Genomic DNA, 17,329 nt, shown 5'->3' with positions numbered 1-17,329 from the left:
GTGTAAGTGCCAATGACTAGTTGGTTACCACGAAACATAACGCCCAATGCCGCCATTTTTTGCCTGGTTTTGGCGTTTTGTTGACGCTCAGTGAGTTGACCGAGACCATGCGCGATGCTATTCCGAATTTCTCGGGCCGCGTCTATATCGCTCCAGTGCGCGCATTCTCCGAGAGTTATGTCGTGATACTTTTTGAATGCTTCCTTACGTTCATCCCAGCCCTTCACAGAGTTCTCCCGAACCTCGGCGGCCATTTTTCGCACGAAGTCGTCACGGCCGGATGTACGTTGATCAAACTGCTGGCCACTGCAGGTGTCTATGAATGCTTCAACGATGCTTACGAGACGCAGAAACTCGCCTTGATTTCGCACTTGCACAAAGTCGTGGCGGCCTAGAAACGACGACGTGAAGCTGCTTCCCCGGCCTGCCGTAGCGGGCGTTGGAATATTGCCGAAGTCAGCCCGCGTAGCTCGGAGCAGTTTCTGCGCTTCTTCTGTGATAGCCAGCGGCGCAATTCGCATACTACGTCTCCTCCAGTAGACACGCGTGTAGCTTCGAATTTTTGGCCCATGCAGCAATTTCCTTCTGCGCTGCCATCGCCTCAGGGCCAGTCAGTAGGCGAGCGCCTTCAATCCCTGCTGACGCATAAATGTGAAGCAACGCATTCGACGTGCGGTCCGCGGCAGCTATTACAGACGTAACGGATACGAGTCCCTGGGCCGCTAAAGCTCGGGTGGCAGCAGCACGTAGCGCCTCATTTGTCGTGTCTCGGCGCAAATCATCGACCCATTGGGCCCGACGATTGACGGCCTCCTTGTCGTCGAGACCCCCGCTAAGAAGGTCGAGGTCGTGGACGACATCGATGAGCCACAAGTTCTGCCAAGCGTTCAGGGCAACATCGCCAGCAAGACGATCCACGGCGTTGACGATCTCGTCCCAAGCATCGTCATCCGGCTCGAGCCCTTTACCAATGGCTCGGAGATACCGCATCAAGTTTGGTGTCAGGGAAGGCGCGTAGACAGCTAGCCGAACGATCTCACCGATTCCGCGGGCGTCCCCGGCAAGCGTCAACCCATTAATGGCTCGCCTGAGGAGGCGTACGTCCTCACCACGTAAGCTACCAAGATCGATCGAGCGGCTCTCATCAGGATCCGGATTGAAATCACTGGATCGTACTACCGCCTTCCGAATGACGTCGAATGCCGCGTCGGCATCCTCCTTGCCAAAGTCATCGGTGTAGTCGCCCACGATATCCTCCACATCGTCGACGTTGACGGTTTGGCCGGCTTGGGATGGCGTAAGGTCGAATGCGTCAAAAATATACTTCACAATTCCAACTGTGACAGTCTTGTGCTCGGACAAGACGAGGCCCACTCGGCGAGCAGCAGCGTCTAAAGCCTCGATGGCTGTCAGAGTGTCTGCGTATGAGTCGCACGCGACGCGAAAGTCATCGTTGAAGCGCCACACCGCGAACCCAGACCGAAGCAGGTCGCGCTCAATCCTGTCGGCGTACAGGTCCGAAAGCATGTCGGAAGCATCAAATAGCTGAGGAAGGCCGTAGCTGCGGCCTTGGACTTCGGCGAGAAGTTCCATCAACGCCTCGATCAACTCGAAATTAACGCCGAGTAGAAGTAATTCCTCAGCTAGCACCGCGTGATCGATAAATTGGTAGAAAGCGGTGATGTCAGACTTCACCACGTACTTGACGGGACTTTCGACGTAGAAGAAAAACTCGGCCAATTTCTTCGATGTTCCCGCTGGCTGTCGATCGCGGGCATAGCGGCCAGGTTCCGTTATGAAGTTGAGGTACGCCTGCGGCGACCTATCAAGCGGATCGAGGTCGGCTACCGCGGCTGCGGTAAGCGACCGATAAGCGACTCGTTCGAGCGTGCCCCAGTACGGGATGGGACGTACTCCGTGTGCAGGTTTGCGGGCGGCAATTTCGACTTGAGGCGACGGCTGAAAGCCCGCCCGCAGCTGGTTCTCCAGAAAGCCTGCAATTTGTCCTGCCTCCGCAGAGACTTTGTCCCACATCGGTTCGTTGGGAAGGAGATTGCGACTAGTGGCGGCTTCGGCAAGCACGGCGTCCTTCAGTTTCAGGCGCTTGATTAGGGTCGCGGATAGCTTCTTCAATAGGCTCTCCTGAGGTTGGTGGTGTGCTCGGTACTCAGCTCGCTGGCAGATCTCGTCCCGATGAAGGTAGCGCACGTCGACGCCGATCAGTGCTTCGTGAATGGTCCGGCGATTCCGTCGTTCCGCGAACATCTTGTCGGACGCGCCACCCGCCGTACCGCGAATAGCGACGAATATTTACGACTCGTGAGTGTGGTTCAGGCCGAGCTCGGCACAGAACTAAAATCGTGTTGGTCCGCCCCGAACCATAGGCCCATAGCTTTGTCGGGAAGGACGTTCGCCGGTTGCCGTGTAATTACCGCCAATGATCGAGAAACGACCCGAATCAGCTCCGCCGTACAAGGCACGTTCGGTGATGAAATTGCCTGGCCGACAAGCAAAGACGGGCATCTATACGTCCTTGCCAGAAGCGGCTCCTCGGTAACCCGTTGGTAGCGGGTTCGAGCCCCGCCCGCCCACGTGAAATGTGTATGACCTCAGTTGACGCTTGACATTTTGGTTTCGGGTGATCCATGACAGTGTTTCGGCTGATGCTTTACAGTTGCTTCGGTTGATCCTTGATCGCTGGCGGTTTGTCGATTTCGCAGGTCGCCGAGAAGATCGGGTTGCACCCTGCCCGGCGGATCGAACACGCCCACTACCCTTGGCCCCGGCGTGAAAGCTAGCGGATCGAAAGCTAGCGGGTGCGCCTTGTCGGTTAGCTGACTTAAACCGACAAGACTCAGTCAGCAACCGCGACAAGGCATATCAGGATTGCCGAAGCCACCTACGGCGTACCGGCTTGGCCGCGTCGCGCAATCAATCCTGAACGGCCGGGCGGTGGCGACGCGTCGGCATGCCGAACCTGGTTCCCGCCAGCACGTTTCGCCTCGTACATCGCGAGGTCGGCTTTCTCTACGAGGCGTTCGATAATATGCCGACTAAGTGTTTCGGTTTCCGATGACAGTTGGATGCCGCTGATGCCCAGGCTGGCTGTCACGCCCCACGGTGTGCCCGCGATTGCGCAGCGAAGCGCTTCGGCGGTCCGAAGCGCTTCGTGCTTCCCGATAGTCGCGGCGACGAGGAATTCCTCTCCGCCGATTCGTGCGATCACCGTTGCGCTGGCGCAGATCCGCCGCAGGTTGTCGGCGACAGCCACCAGAATGCGGTCCCCGGTCGCGTGACCGTAGGTGTCGTTAATGCGCTTGAAGTTATCGAGGTCGAGCATCAAGACGCTCAGACACGGCTCACCCTGATCGACAGCTAACGGCTTGGACGCCGACCGGTAGAAGCCCCGGCGGTTGCGCAGGCCGGTCAGCGGATCGGTTGAGGACTTCAGGGCATCTACTGACAACCAGTGCACGAGTACCTGTCCACAAAACGGTACCGACAGGATTCCCGCGCCAAGCACCAGCACGTCGGCGACGGCCATTGATGCATTACCGTTCGCCGCAATCCGGACGGCGCACACCACCGCAGCACTCAAGGCGGCGCTCAACGTGAACATCAGGAGCCGAGCGGAATGAAAGAAGGCGACATAACCTGCCAGGCCACCAAATGCCGCGCACCCGAGCATGCCGCTGCACGGGTCAGTTTCGATGAGGCAGATCGTAGCGATGCCTAGTGCCCCCAATATCGAAAACATCTGAGATTGGATCCGCGTCGGCCAGTTCAGCAGCCACACCAGTGCCATTCCCGCCAGGCCGATCGTGACCGCTATGGCTACGGCGCGCCGCGTCGATGTTTGGGGTCCCGACGGACTGGTCAGCATCAGCAACGTTGCGGCGGCCAGGTTTGCTAAGGTGACGACCAGTAAGCAGCGGACAAATGGCTTTAATCCGCGCGCGGCGAGGTACTCCGACAACCAGTCGTAGTGGTCGGGTTGGCGCCACCACACGCCGATCCAGCGCATTGTTCGATGCCCTTAACCCCTCTCCGCACCGCGGTAAACGGCGTGGATAACCCGACGCTTCGCCGTATGCTACTTATCAATCTCGGGTGCAGTCCATCATTTCTTCCCTCGCCATCAGCCGATATGGCCTGTACCCAGGACTCACTGCGTCCACACCCAAGGACCGGCAGCGTTGCCGGCACGACGGGTCGGGTGATCGCGCGGTATAAGCCGGGTGATATCTCATTGGCCGCCGCAGATCCCTCAAAGCCGCAGACACAGCCGTTATTTTCCGACGGGAAGAAACTGCGCAGGATTCAGCCGGAACCGACAGGCCGTGCGTTTCTAGACTTACGCGCCGCGTTCGATACTGCCATCGCACACGGCGGTGGTTAGGCCGCCGAGGCCTGAGCCGGCGGCAGGGCCCGCAGGTGTTGGTGCCGCCTCATCGGTGGTGCTTCGAGCTCCTGCACCCGGCGCAGTACCACAGATTGACGATGCATGGAATCGACGCTATTTTGGAACAAATATTAGGTCACATGTGCTGCAGGCGTGCGTGCTCGCTCGTCACCGCGGATGAGCGCTGGCGCGGGCGTCACACCGTGTCGCACAGCTAAGTGACGGCAACGAACCGACAACGCGCACAGCGACATAAATCGACGTACAACGGAAGGTAGGGCGTGATAGCCGAACAAACCGATGGCTCAAGCACATTCGGTTGGGATCCAAATACGACACGCCAGCTGATCGGCGCTGCGGCACCCATCGCCCGACGCTGGTTTCGTCCTGAGGTAGGTGGGTTGCAATCCTTTCCGTCAGTGGGTGGCACGCTGATCGTTTCCAATCACTCAGGCGGCTTGTTCACCCCTGATGTCCTCATCTTGGCAGCGGCGTTCTACCGCCAATTCGGTTATGAGCGACCGCTGTACACCCTTGGCCACGACGCGCTGTTCAGTGGGCCACTGGGGGGATGGGTGCGAAAGCTCGGATTGATTCCGGCCAGCGCTGCAAACGCGGGGAAAGCGTTGCAGTCCGGGGGTGTGGTGCTCGTGTTCCCCGGCGGCATCTTCGATGCCTATCGGCCCACGATCAACGCCAACGTAATCGACTTCAAAGGCCGTACCGGATATGTCAAGCTCGCGATCGATGCCGATGTGCCCCTTGTGCCCAGCGTGTCTATCGGCGGGCAGGAAAGCCAGCTGTTTTTGACCCGCGGCACGTGGTTGGCGAAGCGACTTGGTCTGGGACGTTTACGATCGGATATCTTGCCGCTGACGCTAGGCTTCCCTTTCGGCTTGAGCGTGGTGGTTCCCCCTAACCTTCCGTTGCCGACCAGGATCGTCGCGCACATGACTGAGCCGATCGACATTCGCTCGCGGTTCGGCGAGCATCCCGACATCGGTGAGGTTGACGCGCACGTCCGATCCGTCATGCAAGTCGCACTCGATCAACTCGCACGGCAGCGGAGGTTCCCCATTCTAGGCTGATTGGCCAAAGCCGAACGCGCGTGGGTGCACCAAAGCATTGCTGCGCAACGAATCTGGAGAACGCATCGATCATGAGACCTGCTTGCCGACCGGATGCCGACCAAACATCTGGTCCCACAAGTGAACGCGGGCCTGGTGCCCGGCACCGGGGAGAGTAGCAATGACTGTCATCGAGCCATGTCACCACCGCAGCCGAAACGCGAGCGGTCACTAGTGCGGGCGGACCGCGAATTCGTGTTCGCCGCTGTCGCCGAACAGCGGCGCCAGATCGCAACCCTCGTCGATGGTTTGGATGATGCGCAGTTGGCGACGCCAAGCCTGTGTGCGGGCTGGGATGTCAAGACGGTGGCAGCCCACCTGCTCAGCGTGGTCGCCGACAGCTTTTGGGTCTTCATGAGGACGGCTGCACGCCGGCGCAGCATGGCTCGAGCGATCGACGAACTCGCCCGAGCCCGCGCGCAGCTGCCCGCCGCCGAAATTGTTGCCGCCCTGCGGCGGCACGCCGATCACCCGTTGAGTCCGCCGCTGTTTGGGCCCCTCGATCCGCTTGCTGACATATTGGTCCATGGCGGTGACATGAGAATCCCGCTCAATCTGCCGTTCGAGCCCGAACCGGAGCTTTCGGCGCTCGCGCTGGATTTCTTGACCGGGCCATGGCCGTTTGGCTTCGTGCCGCTGGGCCGACTCTGGGGAATCTCGTTGCGCGGCACGGACATCGATCAATCCTGGGGGAGGGGAATGGAGGTCCATGGACCGGCCGCCGCGCTGATGATGGCCGTCAGCGGCCGCACCGCACTACTCCACTTGCTCGACGGCCAGGGATTGCCGCTACTGCGCACTCGCCTGTCGGCTAAACGGTGACGATCTAAAGGGCCACTGCTGTTGACGTCCCAGCAGCGATCCCGAGGAGCAGCCTCAGGGAGTCGGTAAGGGCCTTGCGGCTGACCAAGACGCCGACCAAAATCGCAGCCATGGCCTACCTCAAACCCCCGTGGTTCACCGCCAGGGTCTTCAACCGGCTCGCGATGACTTTCGGCATCGGTGGTTCTCAGACTCTGACCGTCACCAAGCGCGGCAGTAAGCTGCCGCAGCGGATTCCCGTCGTCATACCCGAGGTGGACGGGACCAAATACCTCGTTTCGACGCGCGGTAACTCGGAATGGGTGCGCAACGTGCGGGCCCATCCAGAGGTAAAGGTCGACGACGTGGCGTATGTGGCTGCGGAGCTGCCGGTCGAGCAGCGGGCGCCGATCATTGCCGCCTACCGTCCGCTGGCAGGCAAAGTGGTGGAAACCTATTGGCGCCAGTTGCCCGAGGACGGTGATCATCCCGTTTTCGCCCTAACGCCGGCGCGCTGACAGGGGGCCTGGCGGTCGAAACCTATTGACTGACAGCGCTTCCCACATTCCTCAATAGATTATGCGAGCGATGCCAGTGCGCGGTAGGCCGGACCGGCGAACCGCTCGGCGGCCTCCCGCATCGCGGCGGTCACCGGACGCTGTTCGGCGGCGTCGCCGACGAAGGGCCGAGGGGCGAGGTCCTTGGAGTAGAACCGCGACTGTTCGACCATGCGGTCGATCACCGCGCGATCTGTCTTGAGCCCGAGATGGGGGGCCACGCGCTGCCAGGCCGCCTCGGGCAGCTCGGCATGGTCGACGATGAGGCGCCGAGACGGATCGGTCGCCGCCGCGTCGAGCATCGCGCCGAGCGCGCGAGCCGCGAACTCGTCCCTCGGCATGGCCGCGACCGCGCCCACATCGATGCCGAAACGCTGTGCGGCATGACGTGGGGCGGCCTGAAGTCCAAGCCAGCCAGGCGGTTTGGCGAGGAGAGAGGCCAGGACGCGCGCGGGGTCGCGCTGGACCCACACCCAAGGGGTCTCTGGAAAGGCGGCCGCGAGGACCTGCCGACGGCGGACGTTCCAGCTGGTGCATTTGAGCACCACGCACTGCTCGTCGCCGTGCCGGCGTCGCCCGAGCGCCCGCACCAGCAGCCGCGCAATCCTGACCAGCACGGCCTCATCAAGACGCGAAGGATCGAGCCCGAGCAGCGAGTTCAGTGGCGCCGGCTCGGCGATCACGACCACGCCGGGAAGCGTGCCGAGCAGACGGGACAGCAGCGTCGACCCGCACCGCGACAGGTGAAAGATGCTGCCCGCCAACTCAAGTGACGGCTCGCCGTCGAGAGCGACGAGGGCTTCCAGCCCGGTCCGCACGAGCCGCTTGGCGCGTGGGCCGGACGCCCAGCGGGTGACGGTTTGGTCGAAGAACGGGTCGACGAAGCGCTCGGCTGAGAGATCGGCCCACACGACCGTCGGGCCCGGGCCGGAAAAGTCCAGCTGGATCGGCGTCCAGCGCGCGAGTTCGGCGAGGTCCATCAGGCCGGCGCGCTGTCATCGGCATCGGGCAGGCGGATGAGGAATCCGCTCACGATCAGCTTGCGGGCCAACGCGATTTGTTGTTCCGCGCGCAGCCCGGGGAGATCGCAAACCCGAAACGGCTTGGTGCTGCTCGACACGAACACCAGCGCGGATTGGTGGTCGGCACCGGCGGTGATCGACAGCTTGGCGAATTGCAGCGCAAAGCCCCCGGCCACGGCCTTCACCCGCGAGTACAGCGGTGTGTACCTCGTCAGCAGTGCTTGTCCGTGGAGCGTGCCCGCCTGCGAGGCGGGCCCGATCGGTGGGCTATGGCCGCGGCGGACCAGGACGTCTGCCAATGCGTCGAGCCCTTTGTCGACGGCGCTCGGATCCTCGACGGCCCTGACGGCGTCCTGCATGAGGACGCCCAAGCTTGCGTGCACGCCCGCGTCATCCAGGTGCCGCGGCGGTAACTGCGCGTTGAGCCCGTCGTCGTGAAAACTCAGCGCGTGCAGTGCACCGATGACAAGGGTCAGCGTGGTGGGCGCATGGATGCCGACGGTCAAGTGGACGGATGGCACATCCTCAGAGTCGGCCGCATGCACCAGGCCGCGCGGCAGGTACAGCACGTCGCCGACGTTCAGGCGCAAGTCGGTGGGCGGGGGGAGTCCGTCGGCGGGAACCGCCTTGTCGCGAAGCATCATCTGGTGCGGCGGAATATGGGCCTCGTCGTACAAGTGCCAGATCTTCGACCCGTGTACCTGCAGGATCAGCACGTCGTGGTCGTCGTAATGGGGAACGAGACCCCGCGACCCAGGCGGAGTGACGTAGGCGTTGACCTGTACCGGAAAATTCAGCTCGACCTCGATGGAGCGGGCCAGCGAAGCGATCGGCCGCAGGTAGCGCTCGACACCATCGACGACGATCGTGAAGCCGGCGGAGAAGTCGTTGCGGACACCGACAAGGTCGAGGCTCCCGTCAGCGAGCAGGTGGCTTTCCGATGCCCTCTTCTTGTCACTTCCCCTCATCAACCGGACCCCTGATGGCTCTCGCCGAAATGCCGTCAAAAGTTCCTCCATCGCCGACGGGCCGGCAAGCAGGCACTCCAAGTAGTCAGCCGAGTCCCGCTCGACATGGTGGTGCGTTAGGGTCCAGACCTTGTCGAGAAAGTCCTGCACCGTAACGGGTGTAAGCAGCCACGCCAGCGACGGTTCGATGTTGCACCTCCTTCGCGGCGCGGAACTATCAACCCATTTTGTGCGACTAAGTAAAGCCGGGTGCGATCGGCCGCCGCTGGCGGATGGCCTTAGTCCGAAGGCAACTGCTTCAACGGCCTCTTGCGGCTCGACTAACGGAAAGCGGGTGGATGAGTTTTCAGGTGTTGCCGCCGGAGGTCAATTCGTCGTTGATGTATGCGGGCCCGGGGTCGGCGCCGATGTTGGCGGCGGCGGCGGCGTGGCGTGGTTTGGCCGCGGAGTTGAACGCGGCGGCGGAGTCGTTTTCAGCGGTCACGTCGGGGTTGGTCGGTCAGGCCTGGCGGGGTGCGGCCGCCCAGGCGATGACGACGTCTGCCGCTCCGTATTCGGCGTATTTGACTGCCGCATCGGAGCGGGCTGCCGCGGCGTCAGCGTCGGCCGGGGCGGTGGCCAGTGTGTTCGAGACGGCGCGGGCAGCGATGGTGCATCCGTTGGTGGTGGCGGCCAACCGCAGACAGTTTGTGCAGTTGGTGAAGTCGAATCTGTTCGGGCAGAACACTCCCGCGATCGCGGCCGCCGAGTCGCAGTACGAGGAGATGTGGGCGTCGGCGGTGTCGACGATGGTGGGGTATCACGGCGGGGCGTCGGCGGCGGCCTCGACCCTTGGCGGTCTGCCGTCGCTCAACACCGGACCCGGCAACATCGGCCTCTGGAACCTTGGCGGCGGCAACATCGGCAACACCAACCTGGGCAGCGGCAACACCGGTGACACCAACCTGGGCAGCGGCAACACCGGCAACACCAACGTGGGCGCCGGCAACACCGGCAACACCAACCTGGGTAGCGGCAACGTCGGCAACACCAACGTGGGCAGCGGCAACGTCGGCAATACCAACTTGGGTAGCGGCAACCTCGGCAACAGCAACCTCGGCCTTGGGAACGTCGGCAACATCAATGTCGGCAGCGGCAATATCGGCAGCAGCAATGTCGGCAGCGGCAACGTCGGCTCCAACAACTTCGGGTCCGGGAACTACGGCAGCGCCAACGTCGGCTTCGGCAACTATGGAAGTTCCAACTTCGGGTTCGGGAACACCGGTAACAATGACATCGGCTTCAACCTCACCGGCAACAACCAGGTGGGCATCGGCGGGCTGAACTCGGGCACCGAAAACGTCGGCTTCGGGAACTCAGGCAGCAACAACATCGGCCTCTTCAACTCCGGCAACGGAAACTTTGGCCTGCTCAACTCCGGGGACGGCAACTCCGGCTTCGCCAACGCAGGCAACACCAACACCGGCTTCTGGAACGGCGGCTCGTTCAACAGCGGCTTCGGAAACGCCGCCGACGCCAACTTTGGCCTGGCGAACGCCGGTCCCGGAAACTTCGGGCTGGGCAACGGGGGCAGCGGCAACGTGGGACTCGGGAACTCGGGCCTCTTCAGCGCCGGCAACTTCAACTCGGGTGGCGAGCTCGGAGGTGCCGGGACCAATACCGGCAGCTTCAACTCGGGCAATGTGGACACGGGCTGGTTCAACGCGGGCAACACCAACACGGGTCTGCTCAACTCAGGCAACCTCAATACGGGCATCGGCAGCTCGGCAGACCTCACCGGACTGGTCACGAACTCGGGCTTCGGCAACTCGGGAACGGGATCCTCGGGCTTCCTCAATACCGGCGACTCGTCCTCCGGCTTGTCGAACAACGGCTCACAAAGCGCCGGCTTGTTCAACACGGGCGATGTGCAGACGGGCATGTTCAACACCGGCGGCTCCAACACAGGCTTCTTTAACAGGGAGTTCGACAACATCGGCATCGCCAACAGCGGCCAGCTGAACAGCGGATTTTCCAACTCCGGCACCGACGACAGCGGCGTTGAGAACGTAGGCACTAGCGATTCGGGTGCTTTCAACCAAGGCGACTATCAGGCCGGCTTCCTTGGGAAAGAAGACTCGTCATAGCAACTAGCGGGAACTTTTCGCTGCCCGGCACCGACTAGTAACCCGGGATAGCTGCGCCGTCAAACAGCCCAAGCCGGCGTGGGTCGTCGCATCGTCTTGCCTAGGGGTTCGTCGAATGACTGCGTTGAGGCCGCGGCCCGGAGAATGACCGCCCCGATATGGATGGCTTCGCCGCCGGAGGTGCATTCGGCGCTGCTCAGCAGCGGTCCCGGGCCCGGCAGCTTGCTGGCTGGCGCCGCGTCGTGGAGTTCGTTGAGTGCGACTTACGCGTCCGTCGCCGACGAGCTCAGCGCGGTCTTGGCCGCGGTGCAAGCCGGAGCGTGGGAAGGGCCCAGCGCCGAACAGTACGTGGCTGCGCACTTGCCTTACCTGATGTGGCTGATGCAGGCCAGCGCCAACAGCGCCACCACGGCTGCCCAATACGAGACCGCGGCCACCGCCTACACCGCCGCGCTGGCGGCGATGCCGACCTTGGTGGAGCTGGCCGCCAACCACGTGATCCATACCGTATTGGTGGCGACGAATTTCTTTGGGATGAACACGATCCCGATCGCGCTCAACGAGGCCGACTATGTGCGGATGTGGATTCAAGCGGCCACCACGATGGTTCAGTACGACCTGACGTCGGGCTCCGCGGTGGCCTCCGCGCCGCAAAGCGACCCGCCGCCGAAGATCACCAAGCCCATCCAGAGCAGCGACAGCAGTGACACCGGCGGCAATGTGCAAAACATCGTCGACAACGACTCGGGCAACCCCTACGACCTGAGCTGGTATGTGAACCGATTCGCCGAGACGACGGACACTTTCCAGCGCGACATCCTGGAATTTCAACAGAATCCGTCCCTGGCGGAATCGCAGCTGGAGTCCGACATTCCAGGGTTGGTCGCAGACGAGACGGGCCACGCAGCCGAGTTTTACGAGGCGTTCTCGCCGGAGATCAATGCGCTCGTTTTAGCGCTGCCGGTGGTCAACCCCGGGTATCTGGGCGGCCTGGGGGGGCTCGGCGCGCTGAGTGAAATTCAGCCCGACGCGGTTGCCGCGGCTGCCGCGCCCGCACCCGAGCACTCCGCCGTACCCATCGCCAGCGGCTCCCCGGCCTTCACGGTTGCCTCAGCTCCTGCGGCCCCGGCGCCCTCGGCCGCTCCGCCCGCGGCGACGCCGGCCACCGTATCCGCGCCCGGAGCTGCGCCGCCACCCGCGCTCGGCACAGCGGGGTTTGACTACCCCTATGTGGTGGGGCCCCCTGGCCTGGGAGTTGGCTCGTCGCTGAGCACCAGCGCGAGCTCCGGTGCCAAGAAAAAGGCGGCGGAGCCCGACATCGCCGCGGCCGCCGCGGGTGCGGAAGTCGCGCAGGCGCGCCGGCGCCGCCGCGCGAAACTGCGTGGGCATGGCGATGAGCCCATGGAATTGAACGTGCAGGTCGACCCGGATTGGGCCCCGGATGGGGAGACGGTGGCCTCCGAGCGGGGCGCGGGGACGATGGGTTTTGCCGGCACAACCCGCCAAGCCGGCGTCACCCAGGCGGCTGGGTTGGCCACCCTATCCGGCGACAGGTACGGCGGTGGGCCGTCAGTGCCAATGCTGCCGGGCACATGGGATCCCGATCAGGGAGATCCACCCGAGGACCCTGAGTGAATTGGCTCGCGTCCCAACGCAATAGTTCCGATAGGCCAGTCCCATTAGGGCCCTGGTTCGACGGTGGGATAGACTCGTCGCAACGTTGGCACCACCTGACCGCTGCCGACACGTCGTGGAACGTTCTTTCATCCCACCGGCGCCAGCCCGAAATTCGGGGCTGAAGCACCGCGTTCAGATGATCCGTGCATCCAGCACTACGATCTCGCGGCGATCGATTTTGCCCACCGGCAATCTCGCCAGCTTGTGCCAGTTCGACGCGAACCCTCGCGACGTCCGAGCACACCCGATGCCTGAAAGGCACCGAAAAGTGACTACAGATAAGACCTTTGCCGATCTCGGTGTGCGCGCACCACTGGTCAGCGCGCTAACGGCGGCCGGGATCACAACTCCATTCCCGATCCAGACACAAACCCTTCCCGACACCCTCGCCGGCCGTGATGTCCTGGGCCGTGGCAAAACCGGAAGTGGAAAGACCCTCGCCTTTTCGATTCCATTGGCCAGCAGGCTTTCTCCGGCCAAGCGGCGCCCGTCACGCCCGTCGGGCTTGGTGCTGGCACCCACCCGCGAGCTGGCCACCCAGATCACCGCGACGCTGAAACCGCTGGCCGCCGCCTGCAACCTGAGCGTCACCACCATCTTCGGCGGGGTACCGCAGAACCGGCAGGTGGTCGCACTCAAATCCGGCGTCGACATCGTGGTGGCCTGCCCGGGTCGGCTCGAAGACCTGATGAAGCAACGCTTGATCAGCCTCGATGCCATCGAGATCACCGTGATCGACGAAGCCGATCACATGGCCGATCTCGGATTTCTGCCCGGCGTCACCCGCATCCTGGCCAGCACGCCGGCGGGCGGCCAACGGCTGCTCTTCTCCGCGACCCTCGACAACGGCGTCGACACACTCGTCGACCGGTTCCTGCGCAACCAGGTGTTGCATTCTGTCGACGAATTGAACGCACCGGTATCGGCGATGACTCACCATGTCTTTCACGTCGCCGGTGCTGAGGCCAAGAAGGAACTGGTGCACCGGCTGGCCTCCGGGACCGGGCGCCGAATCCTGTTCATGCGCACCAAACATCACGCGCGCAAGCTCGCCAAGCAACTCACCGAGGCCGGTATCCCGTCAGTTGACCTGCACGGCAACCTTTCTCAGCCCGCGCGCGATCGCAATCTCGCGGCGTTCACCGCGGGGGAGGCCAAAGTTCTGGTGGCCACCGATATCGCCGCGCGCGGCGTGCACGTCGACGAGGTCGAGTTGGTGGTCCACATCGATCCGCCCAGCGAGCACAAGGCGTATCTGCATCGTTCCGGGCGCACGGCGCGGGCCGGAAACGCCGGTGACGTGGTCACCCTGGTGTTGCCTGAGCAGCGCACCGACACCCGGGCTTTGCTGCGCAAGGCCGGTATCCGGGTCATCCCGCAGCAGGTGACGGCCGACTCCGCCGAAGTGCATGCGCTGGTCGGTGAGATTGCCCCCTACCGCGCCACCGCGGTTAAGGCCGCCGCCGTGCAGGCCCACAAGGCCGCCCGGGCGGGGGGTGCCAGGCGTGGTGCGTCGGGTGGCGCCGGGCAACGGCGTCGCCGTCGACCCGCGGGCGCGCAACGGAATTCGCGATAGGCGATTGAGGCGGCGCTCAGTCGTAGTCCGCGCGCAGCTGAACTCCATGGCGCGCTTTCCGAACGCCATCTGCTCTGCGGTCCAGGAATGACGGCTGCCCCGTCGATTATCAGCCGGGATGAACTGTGTCGTCGACGTGCTCGGCGACTGGGGCGTCCAACGAAATATCCTTCGTTTCCTTCATTACCCACAATGCGATGAACGTCAGGACCGCGGCCACCATGAGGTACACCCCGACCCACGCCACGCCGTGCCGGGTGGCCAGCCAGGTCGCGATGAAGGGCGCTACCGCGGCACCCAGGATGCTTGCCATGTTGTAGGAAACCCCAGACCCGGTGTAGCGCACGTTGGTCGGGAACAGTTCAGGCAGCACCGCGCTCATGGGGCCAAAAGACAAGCCCATCAAGGTCATTCCGATGACCAGGAAGAGCAGCGTCGAGCCCGTCGTCGCACTGTCGGGCGTCAGCATCACACCGAAAGACGCGCCGTAGACGATGATCGCCGCGGTGACGACCAACAACGTTCGGCGCCGGCCAAAGCGGTCGGCGAGCACGCCCGCTATCGGCACCATCGCCGCGAAGAACAACACTGCGATCAACTGGAAGTGCAGAAACTCCATATAGCCGAAGCCCAGACCGGTCCCGGCCGGTGGTCGCTTGGAGGTGCCGTAGCTCAATGCCCAGGTGGTGCCGGTGTAAAAGAGGGTGTACGTCGCGAGCATGACGAACGTGCCGATGAGCAGTTCGCGCCAATTGGCACGAAACACCATGACCAGCGGGGCTCGGACTAGCTCGTCGCGCTCGAGGGACCTGGCGAACACCGGCGTCTCCGTCAGCCGCAGCCGCACATAGAGTCCGATCGCCACCATGACCGCGCTCAAGAGGAACGGGATACGCCATCCCCAGGTCAGGAAGGGGCCGTGCGGGTCGAGTTTGGTGTTGCTGTGGCCCAGCCAGCTGATGAGTATCACGAATATCCCGTTGGCCAGCAGGAAGCCGAACGGCGCGCCCAGCTGTGGCCACATCGCGGCGCGCGCCCGCTTGTCGGGTTCGGCGGTCTCGGCGGCCAGCAACGCCGCTCCGCTCCACTCGCCGCCCAGCGCGAGGCCCTGAGCGAACCGCAGTATCGCCAGCAGCAGCGGTGCCGCGACGCCTATGTGTTGGTAGGTCGGCAGCAGTCCGACGACGAAAGTGGCTATCCCCATGGTCAGCAGCGAACCGACGAGCGTGGCCTTTCGGCCGACACGATCGCCGAAGTGCCCGAACAAGATTGACCCGATTGGGCGCGCCACGAACGCCAGACCGAACGTCGCCAGCGAGGCCAGCAGGGCGGTAGTGGGGTTGCCCCTGGGAAAGAACAGGTGCGGGAAGACAGTGACTGCGGCCGTGGCATAGATGTAGAAGTCATAGAACTCGATCGTGGTGCCCACCATCGAGGCGACGACGATCCGCCGCCGCGGAACGCGGCAGACCGTCTGGTCATCCAAAGTGCTCATCGGGTCGCTTCCTGATCGCGGCAGAGATACGACATGATCGCATCCGTCTTAGCCGTCGCGCGCCGGCCGTCTATGAATTGCCCATCGCTTGGGCGCATCGTTGTCCTGCCCCATGGGCGTGGCTTACGCCACCCCGGATCGCGGCTCGCGGCGGGCTAGATTACCCGTATGCGTGTTGTTCGCCTGTTCGGCGCCATCCTCGCCATCCTTGCAGCGGCGTTGCTGCCGACGTCCCCCGCCGGCGCGCAACCGCCGTCCAAGCTTACGAATCACATCACCGACAACACCGGAGCGTTGACGGATTCCGGGCGGGCGTCGGTCAACTCGGCAATCGATCGGCTCTATCACGATCGGCACATCCAACTATGGGTCGTCTACGTCGACAACTTCTCCAGGTTCAAACCCGACAACTGGGCCGATCAAACCCGCGGCGCCAGCGGGATGGGCGACCACGACGCGCTGCTGGCCGTCGCCACCAACACCAAGTTGTACGTGTTCACCGCGCCGCCGAAGTTGCAGGGCATCACTGCAGACGAGCTGAACAGTCTGCGCAGCAACCAAATTGAACCAGCAGTGGGTGCTAAAGACTGGAGCGGTGCTGCGGTTGCTGCGGCTGACGGGTTGAACAAATCGGCGGGCTCGCCAACACGGAACTGGCTGCCGATCGCGATCGGCGTCTTCGTGGTCGTGGTCGCGGTCTTGATAATTTTCCTGCTCTATCGTGTTCACCGCCGGCGCGCCGCGGGGCGCGTGGGCCGTAGCGATGGGCAGGTGAACATCGAAGGACGCGATCATTCACTGGGGCAGGCATTGTCCATCGCGGACGCCAGGTTGCGTCAGATCTCCGACTACGTCACGCAGTATCGCCCGAACATCGGTCCCGAGGCACAGACCCGATTCGAAGAAACAAAGCGGTATCTGGCGGCGGCGCACGACAAGCAGGCAACTAACGAGCGCGCAGCAATTGCCTATGCCAACTGGGCATCGACGCTGGCGGCTCAAGCGCAAACGCTGGCGAACACGGATGTGCTGGCAGCGCACCGCGCACGAGGACGCACCTCATCGAAGCGATGATCGGTGGGAGCACCACCGGCGACGCAAAGCGACCACGCGGGCGCACACAAACGCCGTGCCTCCGAGCGGTCAGTAGTAGTAATACGGGTAGTAGCCCCCGTAATACCCGTAGCCATTCAGCCAATCGAAGCCGCCGACACCGACCTGTCCGGTGCCGGTGAGCCCGACGCCTACGTTGTAGGCGCCGTAGTTACCGATACCGACGTTGAAGGTCCCGAAGTTAAGAATGCCGACGTTGCCGAAGCCGTTATTGGCGATGCCGACATTGGCATAGCCAAAGTTTGCCAACCCCAGGTTTTCGTATTGGGCCACGGCCGCGGCTGGAAGCGCCACCAGCTGCGTCGCCGCCGCGGACGCTCCGCTGTGGTATCCCACCATGGCCGCCACATCTTGGGCCCACATCTCCTCGTACTGGCTTTCGGTGGCCGCGATCGCGGGAGCATTCTGCCCGAACAAATTCGACACCACCAGCGATACCAAGTCAGATCGATTCGCGGCTACCGT

13 protein-coding genes and 1 pseudogene are annotated in these 17,329 nt (G+C 63.2%); 7 read left to right on the top strand and 7 right to left on the bottom strand.

Translation table 11 applies throughout. The features are described from left to right. The 3 genes from JO236_RS20120 to JO236_RS20110 form a co-directional block, all read right to left on the bottom strand. A partial coding sequence (locus tag JO236_RS20120) for a hypothetical protein (RefSeq protein ID WP_293334595.1) occupies positions 1-521 on the bottom strand: 521 nt, incomplete at its 3' end. A 1-nt stretch (position 522) separates the two neighbouring features. After that, entirely contained in the window at positions 523-2,133 is a 1,611-nt protein-coding gene (locus JO236_RS20115; protein ID WP_293334592.1) for a reverse transcriptase domain-containing protein, read from the bottom strand. 766 nt (positions 2,134-2,899) lie between these two features. Then, entirely contained in the window at positions 2,900-4,024 is a 1,125-nt protein-coding gene (locus JO236_RS20110; protein ID WP_293334589.1) for a GGDEF domain-containing protein, read from the bottom strand. Positions 4,025-4,686: 662 nt separating this feature from the next. On the opposite strand from JO236_RS20110, the gene JO236_RS20105 reads away from it, so the two are divergent. The 3 genes from JO236_RS20105 (at position 4,687) to JO236_RS20095 (ending at position 6,848) form a co-directional block, all read left to right on the top strand. Continuing rightward, on the top strand, positions 4,687-5,490 hold the full coding sequence (locus JO236_RS20105) for a lysophospholipid acyltransferase family protein (protein ID WP_293334598.1): 804 nt from the start codon (positions 4,687-4,689) through the stop codon (positions 5,488-5,490). 177 nt (positions 5,491-5,667) lie between these two features. Continuing rightward, positions 5,668-6,351 (top strand): maleylpyruvate isomerase family mycothiol-dependent enzyme, encoded by a 684-nt coding sequence (locus JO236_RS20100; RefSeq protein ID WP_293334586.1) that lies wholly within the window; start codon positions 5,668-5,670, stop codon positions 6,349-6,351. Between the two features lie 110 nt (positions 6,352-6,461). Continuing rightward, on the top strand, positions 6,462-6,848 hold the full coding sequence (locus JO236_RS20095) for a nitroreductase/quinone reductase family protein (protein WP_293334583.1): 387 nt from the start codon (positions 6,462-6,464) through the stop codon (positions 6,846-6,848). 59 nt (positions 6,849-6,907) lie between these two features. On the opposite strand, the gene JO236_RS20090 is transcribed toward JO236_RS20095, so the two are convergent. Further along, positions 6,908-7,867: a hypothetical protein gene (locus tag JO236_RS20090; protein ID WP_293334580.1), complete on the bottom strand. Its 960-nt coding sequence runs from the start codon at positions 7,865-7,867 to the stop codon at positions 6,908-6,910. After that, the gene (locus tag JO236_RS20085; RefSeq protein ID WP_293334577.1) at positions 7,867-9,027 is read right to left on the bottom strand and encodes a JmjC domain-containing protein; all 1,161 of its coding nucleotides are present in this window, start codon (positions 9,025-9,027) and stop codon (positions 7,867-7,869) included. Before JO236_RS20085 ends, JO236_RS20090 begins: the two co-directional genes overlap by 1 nt. 188 nt (positions 9,028-9,215) lie before the next feature. Here JO236_RS20085 and JO236_RS20080 point away from each other — a divergent pair, with 188 nt between their 5' ends. The 3 genes from JO236_RS20080 (at position 9,216) to JO236_RS20070 (ending at position 14,256) form a co-directional block, all read left to right on the top strand. After that, a complete protein-coding gene (locus JO236_RS20080) occupies positions 9,216-11,003 on the top strand; it encodes a PPE family protein (protein WP_293334574.1) in 1,788 nt (595 codons plus the stop codon). Between the two features lie 144 nt (positions 11,004-11,147). Then, positions 11,148-12,638 (top strand): PPE family protein, encoded by a 1,491-nt coding sequence (locus JO236_RS20075; protein ID WP_293334571.1) that lies wholly within the window; start codon positions 11,148-11,150, stop codon positions 12,636-12,638. A gap of 310 nt (positions 12,639-12,948) precedes the next feature. After that, positions 12,949-14,256, top strand: a complete 1,308-nt coding sequence (locus tag JO236_RS20070) for a DEAD/DEAH box helicase (RefSeq protein WP_293334568.1) — start codon at positions 12,949-12,951, stop codon at positions 14,254-14,256. A 109-nt stretch (positions 14,257-14,365) separates the two neighbouring features. On the opposite strand, the gene JO236_RS20065 is transcribed toward JO236_RS20070, so the two are convergent. After that, a complete protein-coding gene (locus JO236_RS20065) occupies positions 14,366-15,751 on the bottom strand; it encodes an MFS transporter (RefSeq protein WP_293334564.1) in 1,386 nt (461 codons plus the stop codon). A 168-nt stretch (positions 15,752-15,919) separates the two neighbouring features. Between JO236_RS20065 and JO236_RS20060 the strand changes: the two genes are divergently transcribed. After that, positions 15,920-16,825: a TPM domain-containing protein gene (locus JO236_RS20060; protein WP_293334561.1), complete on the top strand. Its 906-nt coding sequence runs from the start codon at positions 15,920-15,922 to the stop codon at positions 16,823-16,825. Positions 16,826-16,957: 132 nt separating this feature from the next. On the opposite strand, the pseudogene JO236_RS20055 reads toward JO236_RS20060, so the two are convergent. Then, positions 16,958-17,329: pseudogene (locus tag JO236_RS20055) on the bottom strand (PPE family protein); the annotation flags it as partial.

This window comes from Mycobacterium sp. (assembly GCF_019247635.1).
Classification (GTDB): domain Bacteria; phylum Actinomycetota; class Actinomycetes; order Mycobacteriales; family Mycobacteriaceae; genus Mycobacterium.
This window is presented reverse-complemented; position numbering and strand designations above follow the sequence as displayed.

Excerpts from the sequence above, each read along its gene's own strand:
- JO236_RS20110 (WP_293334589.1), bottom strand. The coding sequence starts at position 4,024 with ATGCGCTGGATCGGCGTGTGGTGGCGCCAACCCGACCACTACGACTGG.
- JO236_RS20100 (WP_293334586.1), top strand. The coding sequence starts at position 5,668 with ATGTCACCACCGCAGCCGAAACGCGAGCGGTCACTAGTGCGGGCGGAC.
- JO236_RS20095 (WP_293334583.1), top strand. The coding sequence starts at position 6,462 with ATGGCCTACCTCAAACCCCCGTGGTTCACCGCCAGGGTCTTCAACCGG.
- JO236_RS20090 (WP_293334580.1), bottom strand. The coding sequence starts at position 7,867 with ATGGACCTCGCCGAACTCGCGCGCTGGACGCCGATCCAGCTGGACTTT.
- JO236_RS20080 (WP_293334574.1), top strand. The coding sequence starts at position 9,216 with ATGAGTTTTCAGGTGTTGCCGCCGGAGGTCAATTCGTCGTTGATGTAT.
- JO236_RS20075 (WP_293334571.1), top strand. The coding sequence starts at position 11,148 with ATGACCGCCCCGATATGGATGGCTTCGCCGCCGGAGGTGCATTCGGCG.
- JO236_RS20065 (WP_293334564.1), bottom strand. The coding sequence starts at position 15,751 with ATGAGCACTTTGGATGACCAGACGGTCTGCCGCGTTCCGCGGCGGCGG.
- JO236_RS20060 (WP_293334561.1), top strand. The coding sequence starts at position 15,920 with ATGCGTGTTGTTCGCCTGTTCGGCGCCATCCTCGCCATCCTTGCAGCG.